The sequence below is a fragment of the Candidatus Cloacimonadota bacterium genome (assembly GCA_021734245.1).
Classification (GTDB): domain Bacteria; phylum Cloacimonadota; class Cloacimonadia; order Cloacimonadales; family TCS61; genus B137-G9.
The window spans coordinates 1-25085 of the sequence record JAIPJH010000043.1; the positions used below are offsets into that span (position 1 = coordinate 1).

The following is a 25085-nucleotide window of genomic DNA, read 5'->3' on the forward strand; positions in this document are numbered from 1 at the left end:
GGCAATTCAGTGCGTTGCCCCGTCTTTTAAGGCGGGGTTTCAGTGTTATTCCCATCATTTTATGAGTTATATTTTCAGGTTTATGGAAATATATTTCTTTTTCTTTCATCTTATCTTTAGTTCGGGTATTTGATGAATAGCCCCGTCTTTTAAGGCGGGGATAGCTTGCAATTAAACTAAATTCGGGCTTTAGCCCACCATATTTATTCATTCCTAAGTCCTATTTTTTCCAGAAATAAATTATATTCTTCTTGAAAAGATTTCACTCGATGATGTTCTTCCTGATTCTTTATATATTCTCTCGTTCTATCCAGCGCTGAAGGGCTTACAGAAATTGCAATATACTCTTCCTGCCAGCTGAATTCGGGCTTTAGCCCAAAACAACAACTCATTCTTTATCCACCAATATAAATTTTCAGTTTATTTTCCAATTTTTTGATCTTATCTTTCAACTCCTTAATTCTGATTTCCCTATCGATAAAAAGTTGATTGAATCTTTGCAGCTCTTCATTTTTTACTTTTAATTCCCTGGTTCTCTGTTCTACCATTTCCTCCAGATTTTCCTGATATTCTTGCAATTCTTTTTCATACTTTTTCAATTTCGTAATATCCATAACAGTTGAAACCATTGTATTCTGTTCAAAGAGTGGAATGTTCACTGAGTTAATAAAGCCATGAGATTCATCTTTTCTGGTTATTTCTAAATTTTCCCAATGCATTCTGGATGCATCTCCACTGTTTATATCATCCATCACTTTATTTTGTAATTCTTCCCTGTATTTTTTATCTGGGTATACTTTTTTGAAAAATTTAGCAATATCTTGTAATTCTGCTTCCGGCCATCCATAAATTTCTTCAAACTTCTTGTTTATATAGGTTGCAGTTCCTTCATCGATCTTATTCAAAGCAACACCGATAGGTAAATTATCCAGAATAGTTTGAATAAATTCATTTCTCTCTTCAATTTCAATTTTGTATTTCTTTTCTTTTGTAATATCCTGGAAAGTACCATGAAGTTTAACTACTTTTCCATCTTTTATTACAGGTTCACATTTTGTATGTGTAAAAAGCTCATTACCTTTTGCACTTATAAAGCGTAATTCCAGATCGTAAGGTTCTCCCTTTTCCATTGCTTTCTTCAAAGCATTTTGCAGGATCGGCCTAGCATCGGGATGAAAGAAATTGATCGCATCTTGCAGGGGTGGTTCCTGATCTATGGGAACTTCATGGATGCGGTAAGTTTCTTCCGACCAGGTAACTTTTTGGGTTTTCACATCCAGTTCCCAGCCGCCAATTCTGGCCATTCTGCCAGTAGCGTTCAAAAGTCTTTCATTTTCTATTAATTTATTTTCGATAATTTTATTTTCTGTTACATCACGGGCAATTGCATAAGTTAAGCCCTGTTCAATAATTGGACGAGAAACCCAATCCAGATAACGATAAGACCCGTCTTTACATAAATATCGATTTGTGAAATTTATAACAACTTCATTTTTCTTCAGCTTTTCTTCGATAATATCGATAGTTGGCTGAATATCATCGGGATGAACGAATTCCAGGAAAGATTTTCCCAGAAGTTCATCTTCCGAAAATCCTAATGTTTTGGTAAAGGCTGGATTTACTTGAATGAAACTTGCCGTATTTATATCAGCCACACAAATCAGATCAGGAGAGACATCCCAGATAGTTTTCAACTCTTCCGTAGCTTCCTTTTGCTCGGTAATATCAGTAGCTATTCCGCAAAGAGCATAAATTTTATTTTCTTCGTTATAAAGCGGAAATTTGGTAGATAACATAACATGTAATCCATCCGCAAACATTACCCTTTCTTCCATTATCAACGATTCTTTTTTTTCGATTACGGTCAGATCATTTTTTCTGTAAATATCAGCACGTTCTTTGGAAAATAGATCATGATCGATTAAGCCTTGAATTTTAGAGTTGGAGATATTATGTAATTCTTCGAACATTTTGTTAATATACAAATACTTTCCATTTTTGTCTTTTATGAACACAACTGCATTTGCATTATCAAGAATCTCATGATATTTCTTTTCATTTGCCAGAATTTCAGCATTTTTCCAATTGATCTCGGTTACATCTATTCCAGATGAAAGCAAATATTCTGTTTCACCTTTTTCGTTTTTGATGTATGTATTATACCACGAAATCGTTCTGTGTTTTCCAGATTTTGTAACCACTTCATTTTCGTAATGTTCTACTCCTTCCATTTCGCCTGAAAAAACTTTTTTGAAAACGCCTTTAATTTCTTGGTTGATATCTTTGGGAATGCAGGTATCGAACCAGTTTTTGCCTACTATTTCATCCGCTGTGTAACCAAGTATTTCCAATCCTTTGTTATTCAGGACCAGAATATCCCCATTGGGATCTAACGCAACAAAAATACTTCCAGCCATCTGCAGGTATTTCTCTGAGAGCTCTTTTGTTGCCATCAGTTCTTTCTTTGCCAATTCCCTTTCTGTAACATCACTTAGAGCTACTGCAAAAAGATTCTTGGCTGGACAATATGCTTTTACATCCCAGTATTTATTCAGATATTCAGAATGGTCGGTAACAGAAACCGATTCACCAGTTAGAGCAACCTTTCCATAAAGTTTTATCCACTTCTCTTCCAGATTGGGAAGTACTTCTTTTCCCCTTTTACCTTTGATGTCTTTAAGTTTCAGTTTGGTCAGTTTTTCATAAGCAGAATTTGCATCCAGGAAAATAAAATCGATGGGATTTCCTTTCTTATCCACAATTATTTCGTGCAGTGCAATACCTGTATTTGTTTTCTCGTAGAGCAATTTGAAAATTTCTTCTTTTTTAATTTTACTCATGATCCTTCCCTTCATCATCATCAGGTTTAATGGTACCGAATATTTTTTCTTCTAAATTTTTTATCTTATCACGCAATTGTTTGATCCTGAACTCTCTATTAACAAAGATTCTGTTGAATTTTTCCAGCTCAGCATTCTGTTCAGAAAGTAAAGCATTCTTCTGCTCCAATTCCATAGTTGCTTCTTTTACCATTAGAGCCAGATCACTCTGATATTTTTCCAGTTCGTGTTGTGCTTTTTTCTTTTCGGTAATATCTCTCCATACTGTATAAATGATATCTTTTTCTTTTTCTTTTAGAAATGTAAGTGCTATATCTACCCAAACCCTATTCCTGTCGGAATTGAGATGTACCCATTCAAATCTGGCATATCCTTTTTTGTGAGCCTCGGCTATTAATCGTTTTGCTTTGGTTTCGCTTTTTTCACCATCTGGTTGAAATAGTGGAGACAACTGCCAGGGATTTTTGCCAATGATATCTTTTTTTGATTTGAATTTCAGGAATTTTACAGTTGTATCATTACAATCGATAAATTCGTTATCTTCGATTATAAGGCTGGGATCGGTTGATTTTTCGAAAAGAACTCGATATTTTTCTTCGCTTTCTTGCAAAGCTTGGGTTGCCAGTTTCTCCTTAGTTATATCTCGCACCGTCGCCAAAAGAATATTTTTGTCTTTCAGATTTACTTTATTCAAAAGAACGGTGGCAAAAAAATCTCTTCCATCTCTTTTACGATGAATCCATTCAAAATAATTCACTCCTTCTTTTACAGCAATATCAATCATCTTTTTTGCTTTTTCAATTGAAGATTGACCATCTGGCTGCTTAGGAGGTGAAATCTGCCAGGGAGCTAACTTCATTAATTCTTCCAAATTTTTCAATTTGAATAAATCCACTAGAGCCTGATTTCCTGAAGTGAATTTCCAGTCGGGAGGTTCTAAAGTCATATTGGCATCTTTAGAAGATTCAAACATAGCCCGGAAACGCTCTTCGCTTTCTCGCAGTTTTTCTGTAGCTTTTCTGCGTTCTGTAATGTCAGTGGAAGTACCCTGAAAACCTATTATTTTATCACCTGACCTCAATAAACTGAGACTTATCAAGAAATATCGGATCTCATCATTTCTCATTTTTGCTTCGATAAAAAGATCATGAATCGGCTTGCCTGTTCGATATAACTTATTAAATACGAGGAAAAGTTTTTTGTGATCTTTGCGGGGAATATAGTCTTTGAAGTTTTTCTTCAATAATTCGGCTTTGGAGTAACCTGTTTTTTTCTCTGCAGCCTTATTTACATCGGTGAAATTTCCTTTTAAATCTAAAGTAAACAAGAATTCAGTGGAATTTTCGAACATTCCCCGATAACGTTCTTCGCTTTCTTCAACTTCAATTTGCAGAAGTTTACTTTCTGTTATATCATCAAAGACAGTCGCGAAAAAACCTTTCTGTGGAGAATAAGCACTTATTTTGAACCATTTTTTTAGTGCTTCACTATACTTTTCAAAATTCTTAGGTTTTCCTGTTTGAGCTACTTTGCCATATACTCCTATCCAATCGGCAGGATCTTTTTCAGTTCCCGGTAAAACTTTTGTTACTAACTTACCCACAATATCTTCTGCTTTATGGTTTGTCATCGATTCAAAGGTTTTATTCACTTCTACAAACCTATAATCGATCGGCTTACCGTTTTTATCTGTTTCGATCTCGTGATAAGCGAATGCACTGTTCATGTTATCAAAAAGTTTTTGCAGCTTTTCCTGATTTTGCTTTAGTTCTGTAATATCTTGAGAAATAATCTGAACTCCGATGATCTTACCATTAGAATCGAAAATTTTGTTGTATTTGGAATTGAACCACATCGTGCCACTTGGGAGTTCAACTTTATCCTCATATTCTTCAAAATCATCAGCCTTTACTGCACTTTTTATTCTATCCAGATAGAATTTTCCAGTTTCTTCGCCATAAAGTTCAATCAAAGTTTTACCAGTAAAATCTTCCGGTTTTCCTCCCATGAATTCTGCTGCAGTTTTATTGAATAAGATTACATTGCCTTCCAGATCGTAATAACCAATACCGGCTTTTACGTTTTCTAACAAGGTTCTATAACGTTCCTCGCTTTCTTTTAATGCTTTTTCAGTATTAATTCTTTCTGTAATATCCAAATCGCCACCACGAAAACCAAGAAGTTTTCCCTTGTCATCAAGAATAGGAACTCCGCTGGATAGTAGCCATACTTTAGTCCCATCCTTTTTAATGCAGGCAGAAATAGTTTTTCTAAATGGTTTTTTATTCTGGAAATTAATTTCTAATGCTCTCTTTTTTACTTCCTCACGAATTTCGGGATCGGCAATATCATAAAAGTGTTTCTGCAGCATTTCAGCAGAGGTAAAACCTAAAATTTCCTGAACATTGCTGCTAACAAATGTATATTTTCCTTCTTTATCTACTTCCCAAATCCACTCTGCTGCGTTCTCCGCTATATCTCTAAATCTTTTTTCACTTTCTTTCAGCTTTTGCTCTGCAATCTGCTTCTCTGTTATTTCCCTCAAAGTGAAGAGGATTGTTCCTTTTTTGATATTAACTCTTTTAACATTCATCAAAAACACATGTGGTTTTCCAGATTTGGATTTGATAGTTATCTCAAAATTGTCCAAATGTTTCTTCTCGTTCAGCTCGAATAGTGTGAATGGCATTTCTCCAATTAGTTTTTTTATATTCAGCATCTGTTGGATTTCTTGTACAGTATAACCGAGATTATGTTCTATGTTATCGCATACAAAGGTGATGTTTCCATCATCATCTGTAATAAAAACAGGATCTGCAATACTTTCCAGAGTGGCACGAAAAGTTTCTTCCGATTCAAGAAGGTCGAGTCTGGTTTTTTCCAGCTTTGTAATATCATTTATGCTAACCAGTAAAACATCCTCATTTGAATCATTTGAGAATAATGTTCGCTTAGATTTCGATCCTTTCACTTCGACCAATATCTGTTTCTTTTTAGATATTAAACTGATCACAATTAATTTTTTATCGGGATTTTTGAAGAAAGCTTTGTATCGACCCCAAAAGACCTCTTTATGATCGGTATGAACAAATTTTATAAAATTTTTATCGATTATCTGAGCAAGATCAAGATCGAGCAGATCAGCAAATTTATGATTTACGTTAACGATCCTGGCTTTTTCATCCAGAACAGCATAACCGATTGGAGCTTTATTATAAAGATGGGAATATCGATCGCGGGAAATTTCCAGTTCCTGCTGAATAAGTAGCAGCTCTTCATTCTGCATTTCCAGCTCAATTTGATGAACTTGAAGTTCGTGAATGAGTTTATCTTTTTCGATATTGTTGAGTTTTTGTTTAGATTTTTGTTTTTTGTATTTTTCTTCGGCTTTTTTTCGCAGGTCTTTCATCTTTTTATCGTTCATTGTCTCCTCCGAATAAATATTGTGTTAAGAGATCAAAATTGCTACGTAGCAATTTGGGTTTCAGTTTATCGAGTTCACAAAATATATTATTCATTTTATAATTCCGTTTGAATAGCTTTGCGCAATTTCAAAATAAAATTAACGCCATTATCTTCATTTTCTACATCAACAAAGCCATCATAATTTTCGATGGTCTGTTTTACAATATGTAATCCTATACCAGTATTTCCAGTTTCACCAAAGTGAAAACCTTCTTCAAAAATGCGTTCAATTATATCTTCTGCAATCCTGTCTCCATCATTAAAAAAGTTGACTTTGATGAATCTATCCTCTTCACAGATTTTTACTATAATATTTTTTGCTTTTCCATGCTTTAATGAGTTTGCAGTCAGATTTTCAAATACTGAATACAATCCTTCATCGGCAAACACAAAGCCATCACCTTCGATTTCGAAATTTACTTCAGGATGGTCCTTGCGAGTTTTTTGCAATACTTTCTTTAAATTCATTTCAATAAGATCACTGTGAGAATTCATAAATGATTCCTGATCTCGCAGTCTTTTTATGGTACCAAGGCATTTCAGAACACGGCTATTGATTTCTTCAAGAAATGCATCATCGGGATTTCTGCGATAGATCCTGATAGCGCTCCTTACTACCACAAGATCGTTTGCCAGATCATGACGCAGAGTCTTATTTAGTAGTTGAAGTCGTTCTCTTCCAATTTTAATTTCGTCCATTTTCCTCTGTAGATCGGAATGCAATATCTGCAGCTCTTTCAAAGCTTCATCAAGTTGAATTTTCTGTTTTGTTATCATTTCATTCTTTTCCAGAATTATCTTGTTTTCTCTTTTTTTGAGAGCATAACGATTGTATAAAACAACCAGAAACAAGACTACCAGAATGATGAGACTAATAAGAAAATATTTCAGGTTTCTCTGCCTTTCCAGCAACAAATCTTTTATCTGGTTATTCTTTCTTAAAATTTCAGTTTGTCGTTCCTGTTCTTGTGCTTCATTTGTTTTCTGAATATCGGCAATTTTTCGGATACTTGTTGTGAATAAAGCTTGTTCCAATTTTGAATGCTCTATGTAAAATTCCAGAGACTTTTTGTAATTTCCTGTTGCTCTATACAATTTGGAATAAATATCCAATGCTTCCAATTCCAGGTCTTTTGCAGAAATAGTTTTTGCTATTTCATAACCTTTATCTACGTAAGAAAATGCAAGCGGATAGTTCTTTAATTCCAGATATACCGCAGCCAAATTATTGTTAGTATTTGCTATTGCCCAGGTATCATTAATCTGGTTGGATATTTTTAGTGATCTATTTAAGAACTGAAGTGCTAAATCAAATTTTTCCAATTCTAAATAAGCCAGTCCAATATTATTTGAAACTGTGGAAATACCTTCCTCATCACCTCTCTCTTCATCCATTTTCAAAGCTTTCAGATAATATTCCAGTGCTTTTTCATATTTTTTTGTGTCATCATAAATGATGCCAATATTATTGTAGGAAATCGCTAAACCTTCTTTATTATTGAGGGCTTGTTGCAAATGCAGATGTTTCTCGTAATAATCCAGAGCACTATCAAAATCATTTATGGCATGAAAAATGTTTCCAATGGTATTATAAGAATCTGCAATACCGCTGGAATCTTCAAGAGCCTGATAATAATTTAAGGCTTTAAAATACGATTTCAATGCTTTTACATATTCGGCCAGGAATTCATAATTATTCCCAATAATATAAGATAGAACTGCCATATCTTGTAAATTATTCAGTTCAGTATCTATCGAAAGAGATTTTTGATAATATGCCAATGCTTCTGCGTTTTTTTGCTGCAATTCATAAACTTTTCCCAGAGACGAATATATAGTAGATATTTGCCAGGGCATGTTCAAATTTTGATAAATTTTCAGCGATTTTTTATAATAATCAATTGCTTTCTGATATTTTTTTTGTTCAGTATAAATAAATCCTGAATATTTATAGAGTTCCGCTAAAGTTTCATCAGCTTCGTTTTGCTCCAATTTTTTTTCATTTTCCAAAAGAATTTTCAGAGCTTTTTTATACTCCGACCGAATATAATGAATGTAAGCCAGATTATTCCTGGCTTTGCTAGCATCAAGGTTGTTTCTGATGCTTTCTTCCAGAATCTGTTTTCCAAGCTGCAAGGCTTTGGCAGTATCGGTTTCGGTATATTCTATTGAGAGCTTCATTTGTAATTCGATTCTTTCGTGTATATTAGCTGTTTCGTTAATTTTTTGAACCAGGCTGTCTATTTTCGATGCTGTACCCAATAGATGAAATGTAATAGTTAAAAATAGGAAAATAATCCCATATGATTTTGATAATTTCACTGCACATGTCCTTTTAAATTTATAAATTTTATATCGTTTGAGGACTGAAGTCCTGATAGGTTTTGGATTTCTTTTCCCACGGGTTGAAACCCGTGGCAATTCAGAAACCCGTGGCAACTCAGTGAATTGCCCCGTGCTTTAGCGCGGGGATAGAAATTTTTGCTACAAAACTCGGGCTTTAGCCCTTCACTTTTATTTTTTTCCATTTTTTATCTATTCAGTTTTTTTTTAAAATTCGCATTTGCTTCTCTATTTCAGTTATCAGATCTTTTTTATCGACCGGTTTGGAAATGAATCCATCACATCCTGAAGCCAGGATATATTCTTTATCTTCCGGCATCACTCTAGCTGTAACTGCAATAATTTTGATATGTTTTGTATCAGCAGAGTTTTTTAATATTCCGGCAATCTCTGTTCCATCCATTTTGGGAAGATTAATATCCAGCAAGATCACATCGGGTAATTTGAATACAGCTTTCCTCAGACCTGCTTCTCCATCATTGGCTTCCAGAATATCATAATTGTCCTTTAAAATTGCTTTTAATGTAATAACACTGTCGGGATCATCCTCGATAATTAGAATTTTAGGTTTTCCATTTTTAACAGAAGCTTTGGTCTTACCTACCTCAAATTTGCTTTCCTCTTCGCTCATCATTTCAGAGATCTTATTCAAAAATCCCGTTCGATTGATATCGCCTTTTTGAACAAGCTGTTGAATATTGTTGGAAGTGAGTTTTTTCAAATCCTTGTTAGTCAGGTTTTTGGCAGTTAATATAAGCACAGGAATGTTTTCAGTTTCCGGTTTGGAACGAATAGTTTCCAAAACTTCAAAACCATCGACATCGGGCATCATCAGGTCCAGGATTATTCCATCCGGAATTCGCTCTTCCACATAATCCAAAGCTTGCCTTCCACCTTCTGCAATTTCTATCGAAAAACCTTCCTGCTGCAGAATTTCCTTAATCTGAATAATCGTAGTCGGGTTGTCTTCCACAATAAGCAGGTGATTTTTTTTTCTTATATGATCAGAATTCTTTTTCTTAGTTTTTCTATTTTCTATCTTAATTCCATTCTCAATACTATCAATTTTTAGTGGAATGATAACAGTGAAAGTAGAACCTTCTCCTATCTTACTTTTCACCTCAATATCACCACCCAGAATTGACATTAACTTATAAGAAATTGCCAATCCTAAACCGGTACCTTCAAATTTGCGGGAAGCTGTTCCATCGGCTTGTCTGAATTCATCGAAAATGTATGGAAGTGCCTCTTTTGAAATTCCAATTCCTGTATCACTAATTTCTATGTAAAATTTGTCGTTCTGTTTTTCAACATCGATCTTTACCTTTCCTTTTTCCGTAAATTTGATAGCATTATTGATGATGTTCATAAGAACTTGATATAATTTTTGCTCATCAGATTCTATAGGCGGGAGATTCGTTTTCGGTTTGTATTTCAGTTTAATCTTCTTCTCATCGGCCAAAGGTCGCAATCCATCTAAGATGTCCTGCAGTAAATTCGATAATGAAAATTTACTTACTGCAATATTCATTTTACCAGCTTCTATTTTGGAAAGATCGAGTATCTCATTTATCATTTTCAAAAGATTTTTGCCATTTCGTTCTACTATTTCCAGATAATTGAGCTGTTCATGGTTCAAAACACTTTTTCCTTGATCTATCAAAACTCTGGAAAGAGCTAAAATCGAATTTAATGGTGTTCGTAATTCGTGGCTCATATTAGAAAGAAATTCACTTTTCAGTTGATTTGCTTCCGCTACCTGGCGACGCTGCATTTCCAGCTCGGTGTTCTGCTGTTGCAGCTCTTCGGAATTCAGCTGTAATTCTTCTGCCTGAGATTGCAGCTCCTCGGTTTGTTCTTGCAATTCTTCTGCCTGAGACTGCAATTCCTCATTTTTATTCTGCAATTCTGCAACCAGTTTTTCTACCTTTTCAGAGGCAAGCAATCTGGAATAGACAGCATTGATATTGAGCCAGATTCTGCTGATCATTTCCATTTGATCTTCTCGGAGTTTCTGCACGCAACCAAGTGTGATAACAGCCTTGACTTCTTCATTTACCAGAATGGGAATGCAGATTATTTCATTTAGAACGATCTCTGCGAGTGTGGAATTAAATTTGAATATTGTGTCTTGCGGAATGTTTTGAATGCGATAAATTCGTTTGCTTTGAATTGCCATCCCAAGTTCGCCTTCCAGCTTATCTGCATTAAAACTCTGCCAGAGTTCTCGATTCGCTCCTATCGAATAAAAATGTACAAAATATTCCGACTCATCTTTCTGCACATAATAAACCGCCATTTGTGCAGATGTCTGAGCCATTAGTTCGGTTAGAGTTACGGAAGCAAAATCCTGTCTCGATTGCGTTCTGATGATTTTGCCGGAAAACGAATTCACACTTTTTTGAATCTGAATTGCCGCTCCTGTTACTTCTGCCAATTTATTGAATGTATCAGCTAAAAGCTTATATTCATCGTTATAATTATTGTGTAAGCGGGCAGAAAAATCTTCATTGCGAACTCTTTGAGCAAATTCTATCAATCTGTTGATCGGAACTACGATCGAGTTAGTGAGAAATCGCAGAATAATACTAATGACAATAACCAGAATTAAGAAGAGAAAAAAGTAATTCAAAACCATTTTATAAAGTGGAGCATACAATTCTTTTGCATCCTGTTTGCTTACTATTCCCCAGTTGAATTCTGGAATATGAGAATATGCGGCAATCACTTCGCTGCCTCGATAATCCTTTGTTTTTACAGTTCCACTGATTCCAGCAGCTCCCATTTGAGCAGGGAAGGCTTCGATCTGGAATGTAAGTGGATCTGCCTTTTTCCAGCGCAGATTACTGAGTGCAATCGAATTTTCATCGACAATAAGATTTTCACCTGTTTCGCCAAGACCAGCATGAACATTCAGAATTTTATAAATAGAATTTTCCAAATCGATTCGAGCAACTAAAATAGAATTTATTTCACTGGAATCTTCCGGATTAATGGGAATCGAAAAAGCCATGGCCGTCTTTTTTAAAGATTTGGAATAATAGATATCTGTAATACAAAAATCACCCGAATTGAGGGGATTTTTGAAATAGGGCTCGGAAATCTTGGAAATCCCTTCATTTTCGGAATTCGTAGAAATCTGGATAACTCCTTTTTCGGCATCGATAATAAATATTTCGGAATATGCTCTGAAATTTAACATAAGCCTTTTGATCAAATTGCGGGCAACTTTGATCCGATATAGATCTGTTGCCGTTTTTTGTTCTTTGTTCATGATGTCTGAAATCTCACGAATTTCCAGGTCGCTGGCAATTGTATTAAGATCTCCCCGACGTTCAAGAAACCATTCTCGAATCTGTTCGATTTTCATGTCTCGAACTGCAACAAGTTTGTTTTCAGCCCGCATTTTTATGGCTTCTGATCTTTGCAGATAAGTTATCGTTAATGCTATCAATAAAGGAATGATAGACATAAAATAAAACCAGAATCTGATTCTGGATTTAATGTTTTTGAAACTATAAATTTTCATAATTAGAATTTTCCTTTCAAAATATTTTTTTAAAAATCTTACAATTTGCATTTATTTGAACAAAATATTTGAGTTCACCCGTCGTAGGAATTTCAGATTCTCCCAACATTAAATATCCACCTAATTTTAAGGACTTTAATAATTTATCCAAAATAATCTTTTGAAAATCAGATTCAAAATAAATAAGCACATTTCGGCATAAAACAAGGTCAAAATCGCCAAAGACACTTTCCGGCGGTACGGAATACTTTGAAGAAAGAAGATCATAAACAGAAAAATTCACCATCTCTTTTATCTGTTCTTTCAGGTGGAATTCACCATTATTCTGTTCAAAATATTTGTTGAGATATTTTAAGGGAACATCTTTCATTGCATCTTCGTTGTAGATAGCTAGCTTAGCTTTTTCGATAACATTTCTATCTATATCCGTGGCAAATATCGAAGCTGAAATGCCAGTTTTTTCTTTATCAAATAATTCTTTCAATAAAATAGCTACTGAATAAGCCTCTTCTCCCGAAGCACATCCAGCCGACCAAACTCTGAGTGTGGATTTGTTTTCAATACAACTTGCCAGAATATTGCTAAGGACGTGTTTTTCAAGATAGGCAAAAGAAAGTGTATCGCGAAAGAAACTGGTTACATTTATTGTAAATGCATCCAATAAATTATCTATTTCATCATGATTTTGAGTTAGATATTCGTAATATTCATCAAAATCTGATGTTTTTGTAGCATATTGTCTGGTCGAAATTCGTCGCTGCAGCATATTAATTCTGTTTCCCGAAAAATCGTAACCTCTGGATTCCCGTAAATAATGCAATATTTGCCCAATTTTCTGCTTCATTTTTTATCATCCCCATTCAAATAAAAAATAAATCCACACGTTCAATCTCTCTTCATTCGGAAATTAATTCAAATGAAGTTGTTGTAAAGATAAATATTTAATTTTACTAAGTTATATTATACAAGTAGAAAGTTATGGTTTCTGAACGTATAAAGATTTACTAAATTCTAAAAACCCTACCATCTTCATTTCTTTTTGCTTTTCAAAAAAAAAATACAAAAATTTTTAGAATGTTAATTATGAGAGATAAAAAAAAAGCCGTCGGAAAAAATCCAACGGCTCGATTTTTTATCTAATTATTTTATTAAGATTAACGTTTTTTACGTCCTCGTTTTGCCATGCGTTTCTGACGATTGGTAAAATGAGCAACCATGAGTGGGCTTGCTACAAATATAGAAGAATATGTACCTACGATAACACCAACCAGAAGTGCAAAGGCAAAATCATGAATAACTGTGCCGCCAAACAAATACAAGGCAAGAACCACAACAAAAGTAGTTAATGAAGTGATGATCGTTCGACTGAGTGTTTCATTGATACTGTGATTGAAAACGCTATGGAACGATTCTTTACGGAACACTCTCATGTCTTCACGAATTCGGTCGAACACAACGATCGTATCGTTAAGAGAATATCCAACAATAGTAAGAAGTGCTGCTACTATCGATAAACTGATCTCTTTTCCAAACAGAGAAAAGATACCGACAGTGATAAGAACGTCGTGTAACAAAGCAGCAACTGCAGCCAAACCGAATGTAAATTCAAAACGCCACCAGATGTAAAGAATGATACCCAGAAGTGCCCAGAAAATAGCTAAAATAGCTTTCTCTTTTAGTTCACCACCAATTTTGGGTCCAACTTCTTCCTGTAAACGAATCAGAGTAGTTGGATCTACATTATTGGGATATTCTTTTTTGATAAGGTTAACGATTTGTGTACTTACTTTTTCTTCACCTTCTTCTGCAGTTTTGGTTTTAATCAGGAAAAGGTCTCTGGTTTTATCCGAACTGCTTATTGCCTGAATCTCTGCACTTTCGATACCAGCAGTTGTCAGTAAATCTCGCAGCATTTGGACATCGATCTTCTGTGCTTGATTATTAATTGGAGTAAGTTCCAATTCTAAAGATAATCCACCGGTAAAATCAATACCATATTTTGGTCCGCCATTAATGATAAGCGAAACCAGACCAGCCAGGATAACAATGATAGAAATTGTGAAAGCTATCTTTCTTTTCCCTATGAAATCTATTTTAGTTTCTCCAAAGAATCTCATTGTTTCCCCCTAAATACTAAGTTTATCTCTTGCCACATTGGTAACGAATCCGTCGAATATGGCTTTTGCTAAAACGATTGAAGCGAACATCGAACCAACGATACCGATGGAAAGCGTAACTGCAAATCCACGAATTGGTCCAGTTCCAAATTGATAAAGTACTAAAGCAGTAATAAGAGTGGTTATATTGGCATCCAGAATTGTGACCAGAGCTCTACTGAAGCCACCATCCACTGCAGTACGTACTGTTTTTCCCATATGTAAATTTTCTCTAATTCTTTCGAAGATGATCACGTTTGCATCCACAGCCATACCAATCGTAAGAATTACACCGGCAATACCTGGCATCGTAAGTGTAGCTTCAAACATGGTTAGAACAGCCAGAATAAAGATTACGTTCACAGCAACTGCAATATCTGCGATCAAACCGGAAAGTCCATAATAAAATATCATAAATATGAAGACAATTGCCAAACCGATAATGGCTGCCATCATACCGGCTCTGATACTGTCGGATCCAAGAGTTGGCCCTACAGTTCTTTCTTCGATGATCTTGACAGGTGCAGGAAGTGAACCGGCATTCAACACAATCACAAGGTCTTGCACTTCTTCGATCGTAAATTGTCCTGTAATTCTTGCTTCTCCACTTGGAATGCGAGATTGAATCGTAGGTGCAATATAAACAATATCATCCAACAAAATTGCCAGTCTTTCATTTATATGCTGTCCTGTTACATTTTTAAAGATTCTGGCACCGGCTTTGTTGAAAGTAAGTAGAATGTACGGTCCCTGATCTTTTGGTGCATATCCCTGACCGATCTTGGTCTGAGCTTTTTCCAGGTATTTTCCTGTAATTTCTGATTTTTCTTTCAGCACATAGATCTGTCTTGCTTTGTAGGGATCGTTTGCATCTTCTCTTCCTACTGCAAGCTGCAGTCCGGCAGGAAGTGCATTTTTGAAGTCTTCATTTTTCAATAATTTTTTCAGAAGTGCCAGATTTTCATAATCTACCGTGTATGGCTCATCATTACTGGAAGTAGTAAGATTTGTGAAGATATACAGGTTATCTTCTTCAGCTTCTTCGCCTTCTACTTCTTCCTCTTCTTCCGATTCCAATACATCTGTAACTTCTTCAGTAGTAATATCGGCAAATGGTTTTAATTCTTCAAACTGATCTAAATTATCCTGCAGAAATCTATCCAAAGCTTTTGTAGCTTCTTCATATTGCTCTCCGTCTGCCAGCAGTTTGAATTCCAAAAGTGCAGTTTTACCGATCAGGTTTTTTGCACGGCTGGGATCATCCAAGCCAGGAAGCTGGAGAATAATTCTGTTTGTGGTTCCTACACGTTGAATAATTGGTTCGGCCACTCCAAACTGGTCGATCCTGTTGCGAATGATTTGATAGGCAGTTTTTACAGCATCCTCTTTATCGTCTTGCGAAAGTGTTAATTCCGAAAAATCAACTTCCAGTTGAATTTGAGATCCACCTTGTAAATCCAGACCAAGTCTTAATTCTTTCTCGGTCCAGAACGAAGGAAGGTTCGGAACAACCAACGGAGCAAAGAAATATGCCGTAACAAGTAGAACTGCAACGATGATTAATCCTCTAATTTTACTGTTCTTCATTACTTAGAACTCCTTATTATTTCTTCATTACATCTTTTTTACACAGAAAAATCAAAAAGTATTTAAGCTTTACAGCAGTCAAGTACTTTGTAATTAAGAATATTTATTAAATATTATTTCTTTAATCTTTATTTGGAATTTCAGCTTTAAATCCGATATCTTTTGCATCCGGCATTCCCGGCATATTGATCTCACCATGCTTGTTTTCAAAGTTTTCAATATTCTGCTGCAATATCTTGAGGAATTGCTTGGCATGCTGTGGTGTAGATAAAATCCTGCTATAAATTTTTGCATTGGGAAGTCCTGGAACAATTCTTCCGAAATCAATAATAAATTCCGAAGGTGAATGTGTTATCATGCAAAAATTGGAATAAACTCCTTCGCCTACTTTCTCATCAATCTTTAAATTCAGTTTTTTCTTGTTAGCCATTATTTTTCTCCTTGTTTTTTCTTAATTCTTTTAGTTCTTCATCCACACAATTTGGGATAAGATCCGTCACATCTCCACCCAGTGAATGTACTTCTCGAATAATCGTGGAACTTAGATACAGATAGCGATAGCTCGGCACGAAAAACACTGTGTCGATATCTTGATACATCTTTTTGTTCATGAGCGCCTGAGACAGTTCGTACTCGAAATCGGAAACAGCTCTCAAACCTCTTATCATGGCATCGGCTTTTACTCGTTTGGCAAAATTAACCACCAAACCATGGAATTTCATTACTTTTATCTTCGGCATATCCAGAACAGATTTTTTGCAAAGTTCGACGCGTTTATCCAGATCGAAAATTGTATCCTTTCCAGTATGATCTGCAACAGCCAAAATCACTTCATCAAACAGTTCTGCAGCTTTTTTCAGAACATCTACATGACCATTTGTAATGGGATCGAACGTTCCTGCATAAATTGCTCGTTTCATCGTTTTATCCTCTACCCTCAATTCCTTGCTCTTCCCCTATTAAGGGGAAATGTACAGCTTGTCTGGACAAAGGGGTTATATTATTCATTTTCTATCATTTTTCCAATTCATCCACTTCTTTGGGAATGTTTTGTGAAAGATTTTTATGACCTGTTTTTGTAACTAAAATATCATCTTCAATTCGCACTCCGATCTTTTCTTTTGGAATGTAAATACCTGGTTCAACTGTAATTACATTTCCTGCTTCCAGAGCTGTATCACGCGGTCCCACATCATGAGCTGCCATTCCCAGATGATGACCGACGCTGTGCATGTAATATTTGAAGTATTCACTTTTCTCTTTGATCAACTTCAGTCTGAACAGAGCTTCGGTGATCAATTCAACTGTTTTTTTATTCAATTCCTGAAGAGATACACCTGGTTTTATCATTGAAATTATTTCTTTATTCACATTCAAGACTTCCTGGTAAACATCCTTTTGACGCTTGGTAAATTTACCAGAAACTGGAAAAGTTCTGGTTATGTCGGAACTATAACCATTGCAGGCCAAACCAAGATCCATCAGGATCAGATCGTTTTTGCCGATTTTAGAATTATTCTGGCTATAATGCAAAGTGGCAGCATTTACACCGCTGGCAATGATCGGATGGAATCCCAGATGACGAAAACCAGCTTTCTTAGAAGCAAAAAGTAATTCTGCTTCCAATTCATATTCCATCATTCCTGCTTTGGCATTTTTCATTATAGAAGCAATTCCAGCACCCGTTACATCGATAGCTTTCTGCATTTGCTTAATTTCCCATTTATCCTTGATTGCCCGAAGTGGAGAGATCCTCTTCATTGCTTCATCTATCGTTATATTTGGAAAATGTTCTTTTATCTTATTGGCAAAGATCTGCTGTTTGTTGAGCGGTTTGGAAAGATTGGTATTATTTAGATTGATGTAGCATTTTTCCATTCCATTCAAATAGAACTGCATCTTTCTTTCCAGTTCGTCCAGAAAAGAAACAGTTTTAATCCCAGATAATTTTGTTGTTTCTTGTTTAGTTAATTTTTTGCCTTCCCACACTTCCATTTCGGGAATGCCACGCTCGATAAAAAGAGTAGTTTGCAATTTATCTTTTACTTTTCTTTGAACAAATACAGCATCAGGAATTTGCAATCCTGTGCAATAGAGAAAATTGCTGTCCTGCCAAAAATAACTGGGATAGCTGGATTCTGATGCTGCGAAAACAATCAATATCTCATTATTTTCCAGTTGTTTATTCAGTTTATCTCTTCTTTCGCTATACATTTTCAAAATTTATCTCCTTTATCATATAAAATCACCAATTTTCAGATTACCATAAAGCCCGTCGTAACCTGCAGGATCGAACCTGAAATCACCTTTCTGCACTGCCAGAATTCGGTTGATAGTTTTTTGCTCAACTCTTTTGTCAAGCATAACCTGCACGTTTTCAGATTGCCAGAGTGCTATCTCGGAAGGAAATACTTTCATAACCTTATCGAAAACCTTTAAAACTTTTTTGGAACTTACGCTTTTCAGGTTCAACGATTCGGCAATTACTTCGACCAAAGGAATAAGGTGTTTGAAATTACGTCTCAGAGGTACGATCTTCTCTTCCATCAGTTGCCTGCAGCGCTGCTGCACTCCAAGATTCATCTTTTTCCCACAGATCGGACATTGCAGATTTTCAGGAGGATTTTTAATAATTATTTCATGATCGTGTCCTGCTCTATTTGCCCGATGACCTGTTAGAAAATAGCGTCCTTCAGCAGGATTGAATTCGGCAGTGAAATCAACTTTATTCGTTCGTAAAGAATCGATGATGGAAGAGTATTTCTTTTCTTCTACATCAAGAACTGTAAACTCTCTTCCAATTCGATTGAGAGCAGCACTGTGACAATCGCTATTGGAAATGAATGTAAGGTTAGCTAAATCTGGAATATGCTGCAGCATAACAGGATCGGCACTCAAGCCTGTTTCAATGCAATTGATTTTTGGCAGAAAATTCCCATAAAATTCTATCATTTCGGAAAGATTATTCTTACTTCCCAGAATACCGTCCGGCGTCATTACATGGGCAGGAATGATCTCGATGAGTGGATGAACATTCGCAATCTGAAAAAGCTGATCTTCCAATTCAGATTGGAAATTTGAAACAATAAACGGACGACCAATAGTGTTTTTCATTTTCCAATTTTTCATCAAGATCTGCATTTTTTCTATCGATTTGAAATTCGGGAAAAGAATGATGTGATGAGCGATAGTTTTGTTGTTATAATCGGCAAGCTTTGAAGAAAAGATTACTTCCGTTTGCAGCAGAAATCTGCTTTCATCATTTGGAAGGGAAAACAAGCCTTCTTCAACTTCTTCTAATTGCTTTTTCAATTCTTCGGCTCGAGGTGGAAACAGACAATCGCCCGTTCCGAAGACATCGATGCCTTTCAGCTTCATCGTTTGGGAAACAGCTATCAATTCTATTTGTCCCACACCACCGGCATAACCGGAATGGGAATGGAGATCAACGGCTAATTCCATTTATATTTCCTTTTTACTGCCACGGAGTTACCAAGAAACAAAGGACACTATTTATCATTTTATCTCAAATGAATTATTCAATTTTGTCATTGGTGAATTTACACTTTCAACCATTGCGAAGGTCACAACCATTCGCAAGGTTTTATAAGTCCCAAAGGCAGAGCTTGGCGTTACAGGTTGCCAAGTCTCTTTTCAGCTTCCTGTCCCCACTGGCTGTATTTTCCGTATTTATCAATTATTCGTTCGTACATCTGGATCGCTTTGGTCTTCTTGTTCATTTTCAGATAAGCTTCGCCAGCTTTCAATTCAGCAGAAGCAGCCCATTGAGTGAAACTGGGATAATTGTAGCCAACTTTCAGAAACTCTGAAACAGCTTGTTCAAATTCTTCCATACTGAAATAAGATTCTCCGATCCAATACTGTGCTTCCGCTTTCAGTTCTTCATCTTCTATCAAGGTAGTGGAACGGGCAAACATGGCGGCAGCATCGCCAAATTCTCTATCTCGATAATAACAGTAGGCAATATCAAACAGCGTTTCACCTTCCAGTTTTTGATCGCCCCAACGTTCTAAAATGATCTGATATGCAGCGATCGCTTTTTGCCATTCTTCTATGGTTTTGCAAACAAAGGCAAAATTCCTGGCTGCATCAAATGCTAAGCTGCCTTTTTCATCATTTTTGATGACCTGGAAATAATGATCGAGAGCTTCTTCATATTCTTCCTGGGAAAACTTGATCGTTCCCAATTTTAGATTAGCTTTGTTACTCATTTCTTTGTCGATGGAATTGGCAACTGTGCTGAAATCTGATTCCGCTTCTTCTGTATTGTTTTGTTCCAAACGCACCAATCCCCGCCAGAAATATGCTTTGATCCTGGTGGAATTATTCACTTTTTTCCCATTTATAAGACTGGAAAAAATCTTGATCGCTTTCTTTTTATCCAGATCGATGTGATAAATTCCACGATTCAATTCAATTTCATTAATATCTTGTTCGGAAAGTAATTTTTTGAAGGTTTTGGTAAGTCTTTCTGCTTTGGGTCGATTTTCAATTCTATACAGAGAGATAATATTTTCCAAGGCAATTCTACGCATTCCTTTGAAGCTGGAAAAGTTTTCTCCCAGCTTATTTACAATAACTTTGTAATTTTTGGCAGCTTCCAGAAACTCCTCTTGAATGAAAGCAATTTGACCCAGAATTTTATAATTTTCCAGGTCGTTTTTATTACGATCTATCAACTCGCCAAAAGTGTATTTTGCCATTTCATATTCACCAGAATCATATTGCAGATGACCAAGACGAGAAAGGGTTTCATAATCTTTGTTGACGATTCTCATAAGTGAATATTTTCCATTTTCCACATCACCGGAAATCAGGTAATCTTCCGCCAGCTGTTTCCAGTAAACATCATTCTGATATTCTTCGGGCAGTTTCTTCATATATTTGATCGCTTTGGTGTATTCTCCCATCGAACGTAAAATGTTGCAGAAATAATTTATCACAGTTTCAAACCCATTGAAATAGCCGGCATTATTTATCAGAAAAGCCAGTTTATCTCGAGCTTCAGTGGTATTTCCGGTTTCATTAAGAGTTACTGCATAATGAAAATAGATAAGCGGTTTTTTCATATCGATGTAAGAATCGGCGATTCGGTAATTTCGCAGAGCCTGATCATGAAGATCACGATTGAAATAGTCTTCTGCCAAAGTAACTTTAGCGGCAAAAAATCCTTCTTTCGGAACTGTGCCATCATCTTGCAAAAGTGCTGCATAAGTGGCTGCACGAGAATGGTCTTTTAAATTTTTGTAATAACTATAAAGTTCAAATCTAAACTCGTTCACGCTTTCCCCATTAGGGAAATTATGAATATAATCATCAAGTTGCATTATCAAATCAGAAGTAACTTCCTGCTCCTCGATCAGAGCTTTTTTCAGGTTCAATTCTGCAATCCAACTTGCGTGTTGCTGCCTGTCCAGATGCATCATTTGATCCTGCAATTCTACCAGGTTTCGCTGCACCAGGTGATTTTTGGATTCCGCCTGATATTTTTCCGTAAGTTTTAGAAGCAGTTTAGCTTTGGTATAAATTGATTTGTAACTGTTTTCATCTTCCAGAATCTGCATTGCCAGATCGTAATTTTTCAGGTCATCGGACAAAATTGTAACCAGCTCAGATTTTAATTTTGCTTTATCATTATTTTCGGTATATTGGAAAATACTCTGAATAAGCTTATCAAAAGCTGTTTCATAATCCTGCTGTTTAAATTTATTTATGTAGGCAATTTTGCTTTTTATTGTTTCTCCAAATTCTTTATCTGAAATACTCTCCAGATCGATCTGCAGCAGCATTTCCAAGGCCTTTTCATTTTCATCCAGATTTTCCAGGCAAAGTGAAGCTTTGTAAAGTGCTTCATTCAAAATATCAGAAGGAGCATAACTGGTTATTATGCGACTATAAAATTTTTCTGCCTTGGAAAAATCAGCCAGTTGTTCGTAATAAATATCTCCCAGCTGCATCAAGATCTTGTTTTTTTCGGCAAAAGGTGAATTCAAAAGATTTTGATAGATTGAAATCGCGGAGGTCAATTTTCCTTCTTTCAAAGATAATTTCGCTTGCAGCATTTCACTTCTATAAAGATTTTCATCACTGGGGTTTATCTCTTTTGCATTAGAAATAAACTCTTCAGCTTTTTCCACATTGTTCTGCATCAGATAAGCTTCAGCGATCAAAAGCAGATACTCCGATTTGCGAGGACTTTCCCTGAAAACTTTCTTGAATTCCGCAAAGTCATCAATCACTTGATTCGCATTATTCAACTTCAATTTTGTATTGGAATAGAGAATAATATAATTATCTAAATGTGCTGAATTACTGAATTTTTCAATTAAATTTTTCAATTCCTGGTTTGCTTTAAAATAATTTTCCAGATCGATGTAATATTTTGCCAGTTTCAGTCGTAAAGTTTCTTCGTATAAACGAGGGACATCTTCTTTCATTTTTTCTGCCAGAAGATTCGCTGCAGATGTTTTCCCTGCAGATTTTTCCTTCAAATCCACTTCCAGTTCCACTGCTTTCCAGGCAGCATTCTGATTGGGAAATTCTGTAAATAAGCGATTTAATAATTTCTGCCCTTCATCAGCAAGATTGGATGCAAAATATATTTTTGCCAATATCAATAAAACATCCGGCAGATATTCGCTGTCAGCATATTCTTTTAGAAAACGCTGTCCTTTTTCGATCGCTCTGCCATATTCCTGCAAATCGAAAAGAGCTGTGAGATATAAACTTAAAGCCTGCTTTGTAAAATCGGAAAGCGGATATTTGATCAGCATTTCTTCGCTGTTCAAGATCACATCATCATATTTTTTCTGCAAAAGCTGTACTTCTATCAAATTGAATATCACTTCATCTCGAAAAGAATTATTGGGAAATCCTTCCGTAATTTTTTTGAAAGAATTTTCTGCTAAAGAGTATTGACCTCGCTCAAAGTAGCTTTTTCCGATATAAAAAATTGCTTCCTGTGCCCTATCGGAAGTAGGAGAATAAGCTACCACTTTTTCAAATTCACTTATCGCTTCTTCGTAAAGCTGATCATTAAAAAGATCTTTTCCAAAATCCAGGTCGGCCCAAAGTGAAATGCTGCCTAATAGTATGAATAACAAAATTATATTTTTCATTTTACCTCCAGAGAATCAACTTGCATTGCAATCGTTCTCTATTCAATTTTCAATAGTTTTTTGTTATTAAAGTATGTCAACTTTCAAATATATTGAATAGAAAAAACATTTTCGCCATATTGAGGTTTTTATAGCTTTTCATCCGATATATCTCGTGGAAATTCTAGCATATTTACTTCTCGATCTAAAATTGAGAGATTCTTCATAATAACGGAGAATTTTAAAATTTTTCGAGATCTTGAAAAAAATTGAAAAAAGTCTTTTGCTTGACTTCCAGACAGCAAAAATATTTACAAAATAAAAAAAATTTTGGAGATTTTGTGTTTCTTATCGTTTTATTGATATTGGCTGGCGTAGCTGCAGGTTTCATAAATACATTAGCTGGTGGCGGTTCCACTTTGGTTCTGCCAATTCTTATATTGATCGGTTTACCATCTCCGGTAGCAAATGCCACAAATCGAGTAGCTATTTTGTTGCAGAATATAACTGGAACAGCTCGTTTCCATAAACATGGAAAACTTGATGTAAAACCAGTAATTCATATCACGATAGCAGCTTCGCTGGGAGCGATTGTTGGTTCATTTTTTGCTGTAAAACTCAATTCTGCAGTTTTCGATAAAATACTGGGAGTTGTGTTTATTTTCATCCTGATAATGGTGATAAAACCCAAACAGAAAAGATCTTATGCCAAAACTCTTCCGAAGTGGCTGGAGTTTGTAATTTTCCTGGCAGTTGGTTTTTATGGTGGTTTTATTCAGGTTGGAATTGGTTTTATACTTCTGGGCACATTGAACCTGATTGAGAATTTCAGTCTGGTAAGAGCAAATGCAGTAAAAGTTTTCATCGTGATGTGTTATACGATATTTGCTGTTATCGTTTTCGCAATTTCAGATAAGATAATCTGGTTGTATGGTCTAATTCTTGCGATTGGCAACATAATCGGAGCCTGGATTGGAGTTCATGCAGCAGTAAAACGCGGAGATAAAATCGTGAAAATAGTTTTGGCTACTGCTATCTGCATTGCTTGTCTAAAATTATTTGGAGTTTTCACACTGATCGGGTTATAGCATGATCTATCTTTTTCTCAGCATCATAGCATCTGCACTCATCGGAAATCTGATCTATCTTTATCAAAAAGACAAGAATCTGCAAATTTTGCAGGTATTCCTGGGAAATTATTTTTTAGCTTCCATTTTCAGTTATTTTTCCAATACCACAAACTTTTCTGATGTCCGATCTTTAGATGTTCTTTTAGGTTGCATTGCAGGTTTTCTTTTCCTGGCAAATTTCATTGTTTACCAGAAAAACATAAAAGTCAATGGACTCTCATTGAGTGTTGGTGTGATGCGGATTTCCCTGATTATCCCAACACTACTTTCTATAATTGTTTTCACTGAGAATATTTTATTAATAAATTATATCGGAATTGCCGTTATCTTGTTTTCATTTACCTTCCGAACCGAAACCAGGAATTTCCATAATTTATTTTGGATATTGTTTTTATTTTTCATCACAGGAATCACTGATTCCATGCTTAAGATCTATGATTCGATCGGACTTCCACAAGATGGAGCATTTGTATTTTTCCTGTTTGGGTCAGCTTTTATTTTTAACTTGATCTGGATTGGAGTTCAAAAACGAAAGATTATCTGGAAATATTTTTTATGGGGAATGCTATTGGGAATTCCCAACCAGCTTACAACAAGGTTCTTTCTGGACAGCCTGCAAACTGTGAAAGCCGCAATTGCTTATCCGCTGCTTGCTTCCAGCGTTGTGGTCATCACGATCCTGTGCGATATTTTTATCTGGAAAATGAGATTCAGCCTTCGCCAGAGAATTGCATTTGCGTTTCTGGTAGTGGGAATTGTTCTGTTAAATATCAGGATGTAACCCAAGTTTCGGCAAAATGCCTCTAAGTCCTTATTTTGCAAGGGCGGCTTTTTAGTTTGGGCACTACATTCTTACTTTCACATCATGATATTTCCGGTTAAATTTGAACTTGAGATTTAATTTCTGATATATTTCA

The 25085-nt window shown here is 35.6% G+C and carries 16 protein-coding genes; 2 read left to right on the forward strand and 14 right to left on the reverse strand.

Going from position 1 to position 25085, the window contains the following annotated elements; all coding sequences use genetic code 11:
* The 14 genes from K9N40_07880 to K9N40_07945 form a co-directional block, all read right to left on the reverse strand.
* Positions 1-211, reverse strand: a 211-nt coding sequence (locus K9N40_07880) for a hypothetical protein (protein ID MCF7814382.1), incomplete at its 3' end; no start/stop codon positions are given.
* Positions 204-392, reverse strand: a complete 189-nt coding sequence (locus tag K9N40_07885) for a hypothetical protein (GenBank protein MCF7814383.1) — start codon at positions 390-392, stop codon at positions 204-206. The genes K9N40_07880 and K9N40_07885, both read right to left, overlap by 8 nt.
* Before the next feature lie 3 nt (positions 393-395).
* Positions 396-2840 (reverse strand): PAS domain S-box protein, encoded by a 2445-nt coding sequence (locus tag K9N40_07890; protein MCF7814384.1) that lies wholly within the window; start codon positions 2838-2840, stop codon positions 396-398.
* Positions 2833-6264, reverse strand: coding sequence for a PAS domain S-box protein (locus K9N40_07895; protein ID MCF7814385.1), 3432 nt, complete (start codon positions 6262-6264; stop codon positions 2833-2835). Before K9N40_07895 ends, K9N40_07890 begins: the two co-directional genes overlap by 8 nt.
* 95 nt (positions 6265-6359) lie before the next feature.
* Entirely contained in the window at positions 6360-8486 is a 2127-nt protein-coding gene (locus K9N40_07900) for a tetratricopeptide repeat protein (protein ID MCF7814386.1), read from the reverse strand.
* Between the two features lie 358 nt (positions 8487-8844).
* On the reverse strand, positions 8845-12177 hold the full coding sequence (locus K9N40_07905; protein ID MCF7814387.1) for a response regulator: 3333 nt from the start codon (positions 12175-12177) through the stop codon (positions 8845-8847).
* A gap of 16 nt (positions 12178-12193) precedes the next feature.
* Complete coding sequence (locus tag K9N40_07910) at positions 12194-13021, reverse strand: protein-glutamate O-methyltransferase CheR (GenBank protein ID MCF7814388.1); 828 nt, start codon at positions 13019-13021, stop codon at positions 12194-12196.
* A gap of 310 nt (positions 13022-13331) precedes the next feature.
* Positions 13332-14294, reverse strand: coding sequence for a protein translocase subunit SecF (gene secF, locus K9N40_07915; GenBank protein ID MCF7814389.1), 963 nt, complete (start codon positions 14292-14294; stop codon positions 13332-13334).
* A 9-nt stretch (positions 14295-14303) separates the two neighbouring features.
* Positions 14304-15920, reverse strand: a complete 1617-nt coding sequence (secD, locus tag K9N40_07920; GenBank protein ID MCF7814390.1) for a protein translocase subunit SecD — start codon at positions 15918-15920, stop codon at positions 14304-14306.
* 121 nt (positions 15921-16041) lie between these two features.
* Positions 16042-16350 (reverse strand): DUF3467 domain-containing protein, encoded by a 309-nt coding sequence (locus K9N40_07925; protein ID MCF7814391.1) that lies wholly within the window; start codon positions 16348-16350, stop codon positions 16042-16044.
* Positions 16343-16840: a pantetheine-phosphate adenylyltransferase gene (gene coaD, locus K9N40_07930; protein MCF7814392.1), complete on the reverse strand. Its 498-nt coding sequence runs from the start codon at positions 16838-16840 to the stop codon at positions 16343-16345. The genes K9N40_07925 and coaD overlap by 8 nt, the downstream gene beginning before the upstream one ends.
* A gap of 94 nt (positions 16841-16934) precedes the next feature.
* Positions 16935-18134, reverse strand: a complete 1200-nt coding sequence (locus K9N40_07935; GenBank protein MCF7814393.1) for an aminopeptidase P family protein — start codon at positions 18132-18134, stop codon at positions 16935-16937.
* A 21-nt stretch (positions 18135-18155) separates the two neighbouring features.
* A complete protein-coding gene (locus K9N40_07940; GenBank protein ID MCF7814394.1) occupies positions 18156-19382 on the reverse strand; it encodes an endonuclease Q family protein in 1227 nt (408 codons plus the stop codon).
* A gap of 170 nt (positions 19383-19552) precedes the next feature.
* On the reverse strand, positions 19553-23059 hold the full coding sequence (locus K9N40_07945; protein MCF7814395.1) for a tetratricopeptide repeat protein: 3507 nt from the start codon (positions 23057-23059) through the stop codon (positions 19553-19555).
* 320 nt (positions 23060-23379) lie between these two features.
* On the opposite strand from K9N40_07945, the gene K9N40_07950 reads away from it, so the two are divergent.
* Positions 23380-24126, forward strand: coding sequence for a sulfite exporter TauE/SafE family protein (locus K9N40_07950; protein ID MCF7814396.1), 747 nt, complete (start codon positions 23380-23382; stop codon positions 24124-24126).
* A gap of 1 nt (position 24127) precedes the next feature.
* Positions 24128-24949, forward strand: coding sequence for a hypothetical protein (locus K9N40_07955; GenBank protein ID MCF7814397.1), 822 nt, complete (start codon positions 24128-24130; stop codon positions 24947-24949).
* The last annotated feature ends 136 nt before the right edge of the window (positions 24950-25085 follow it).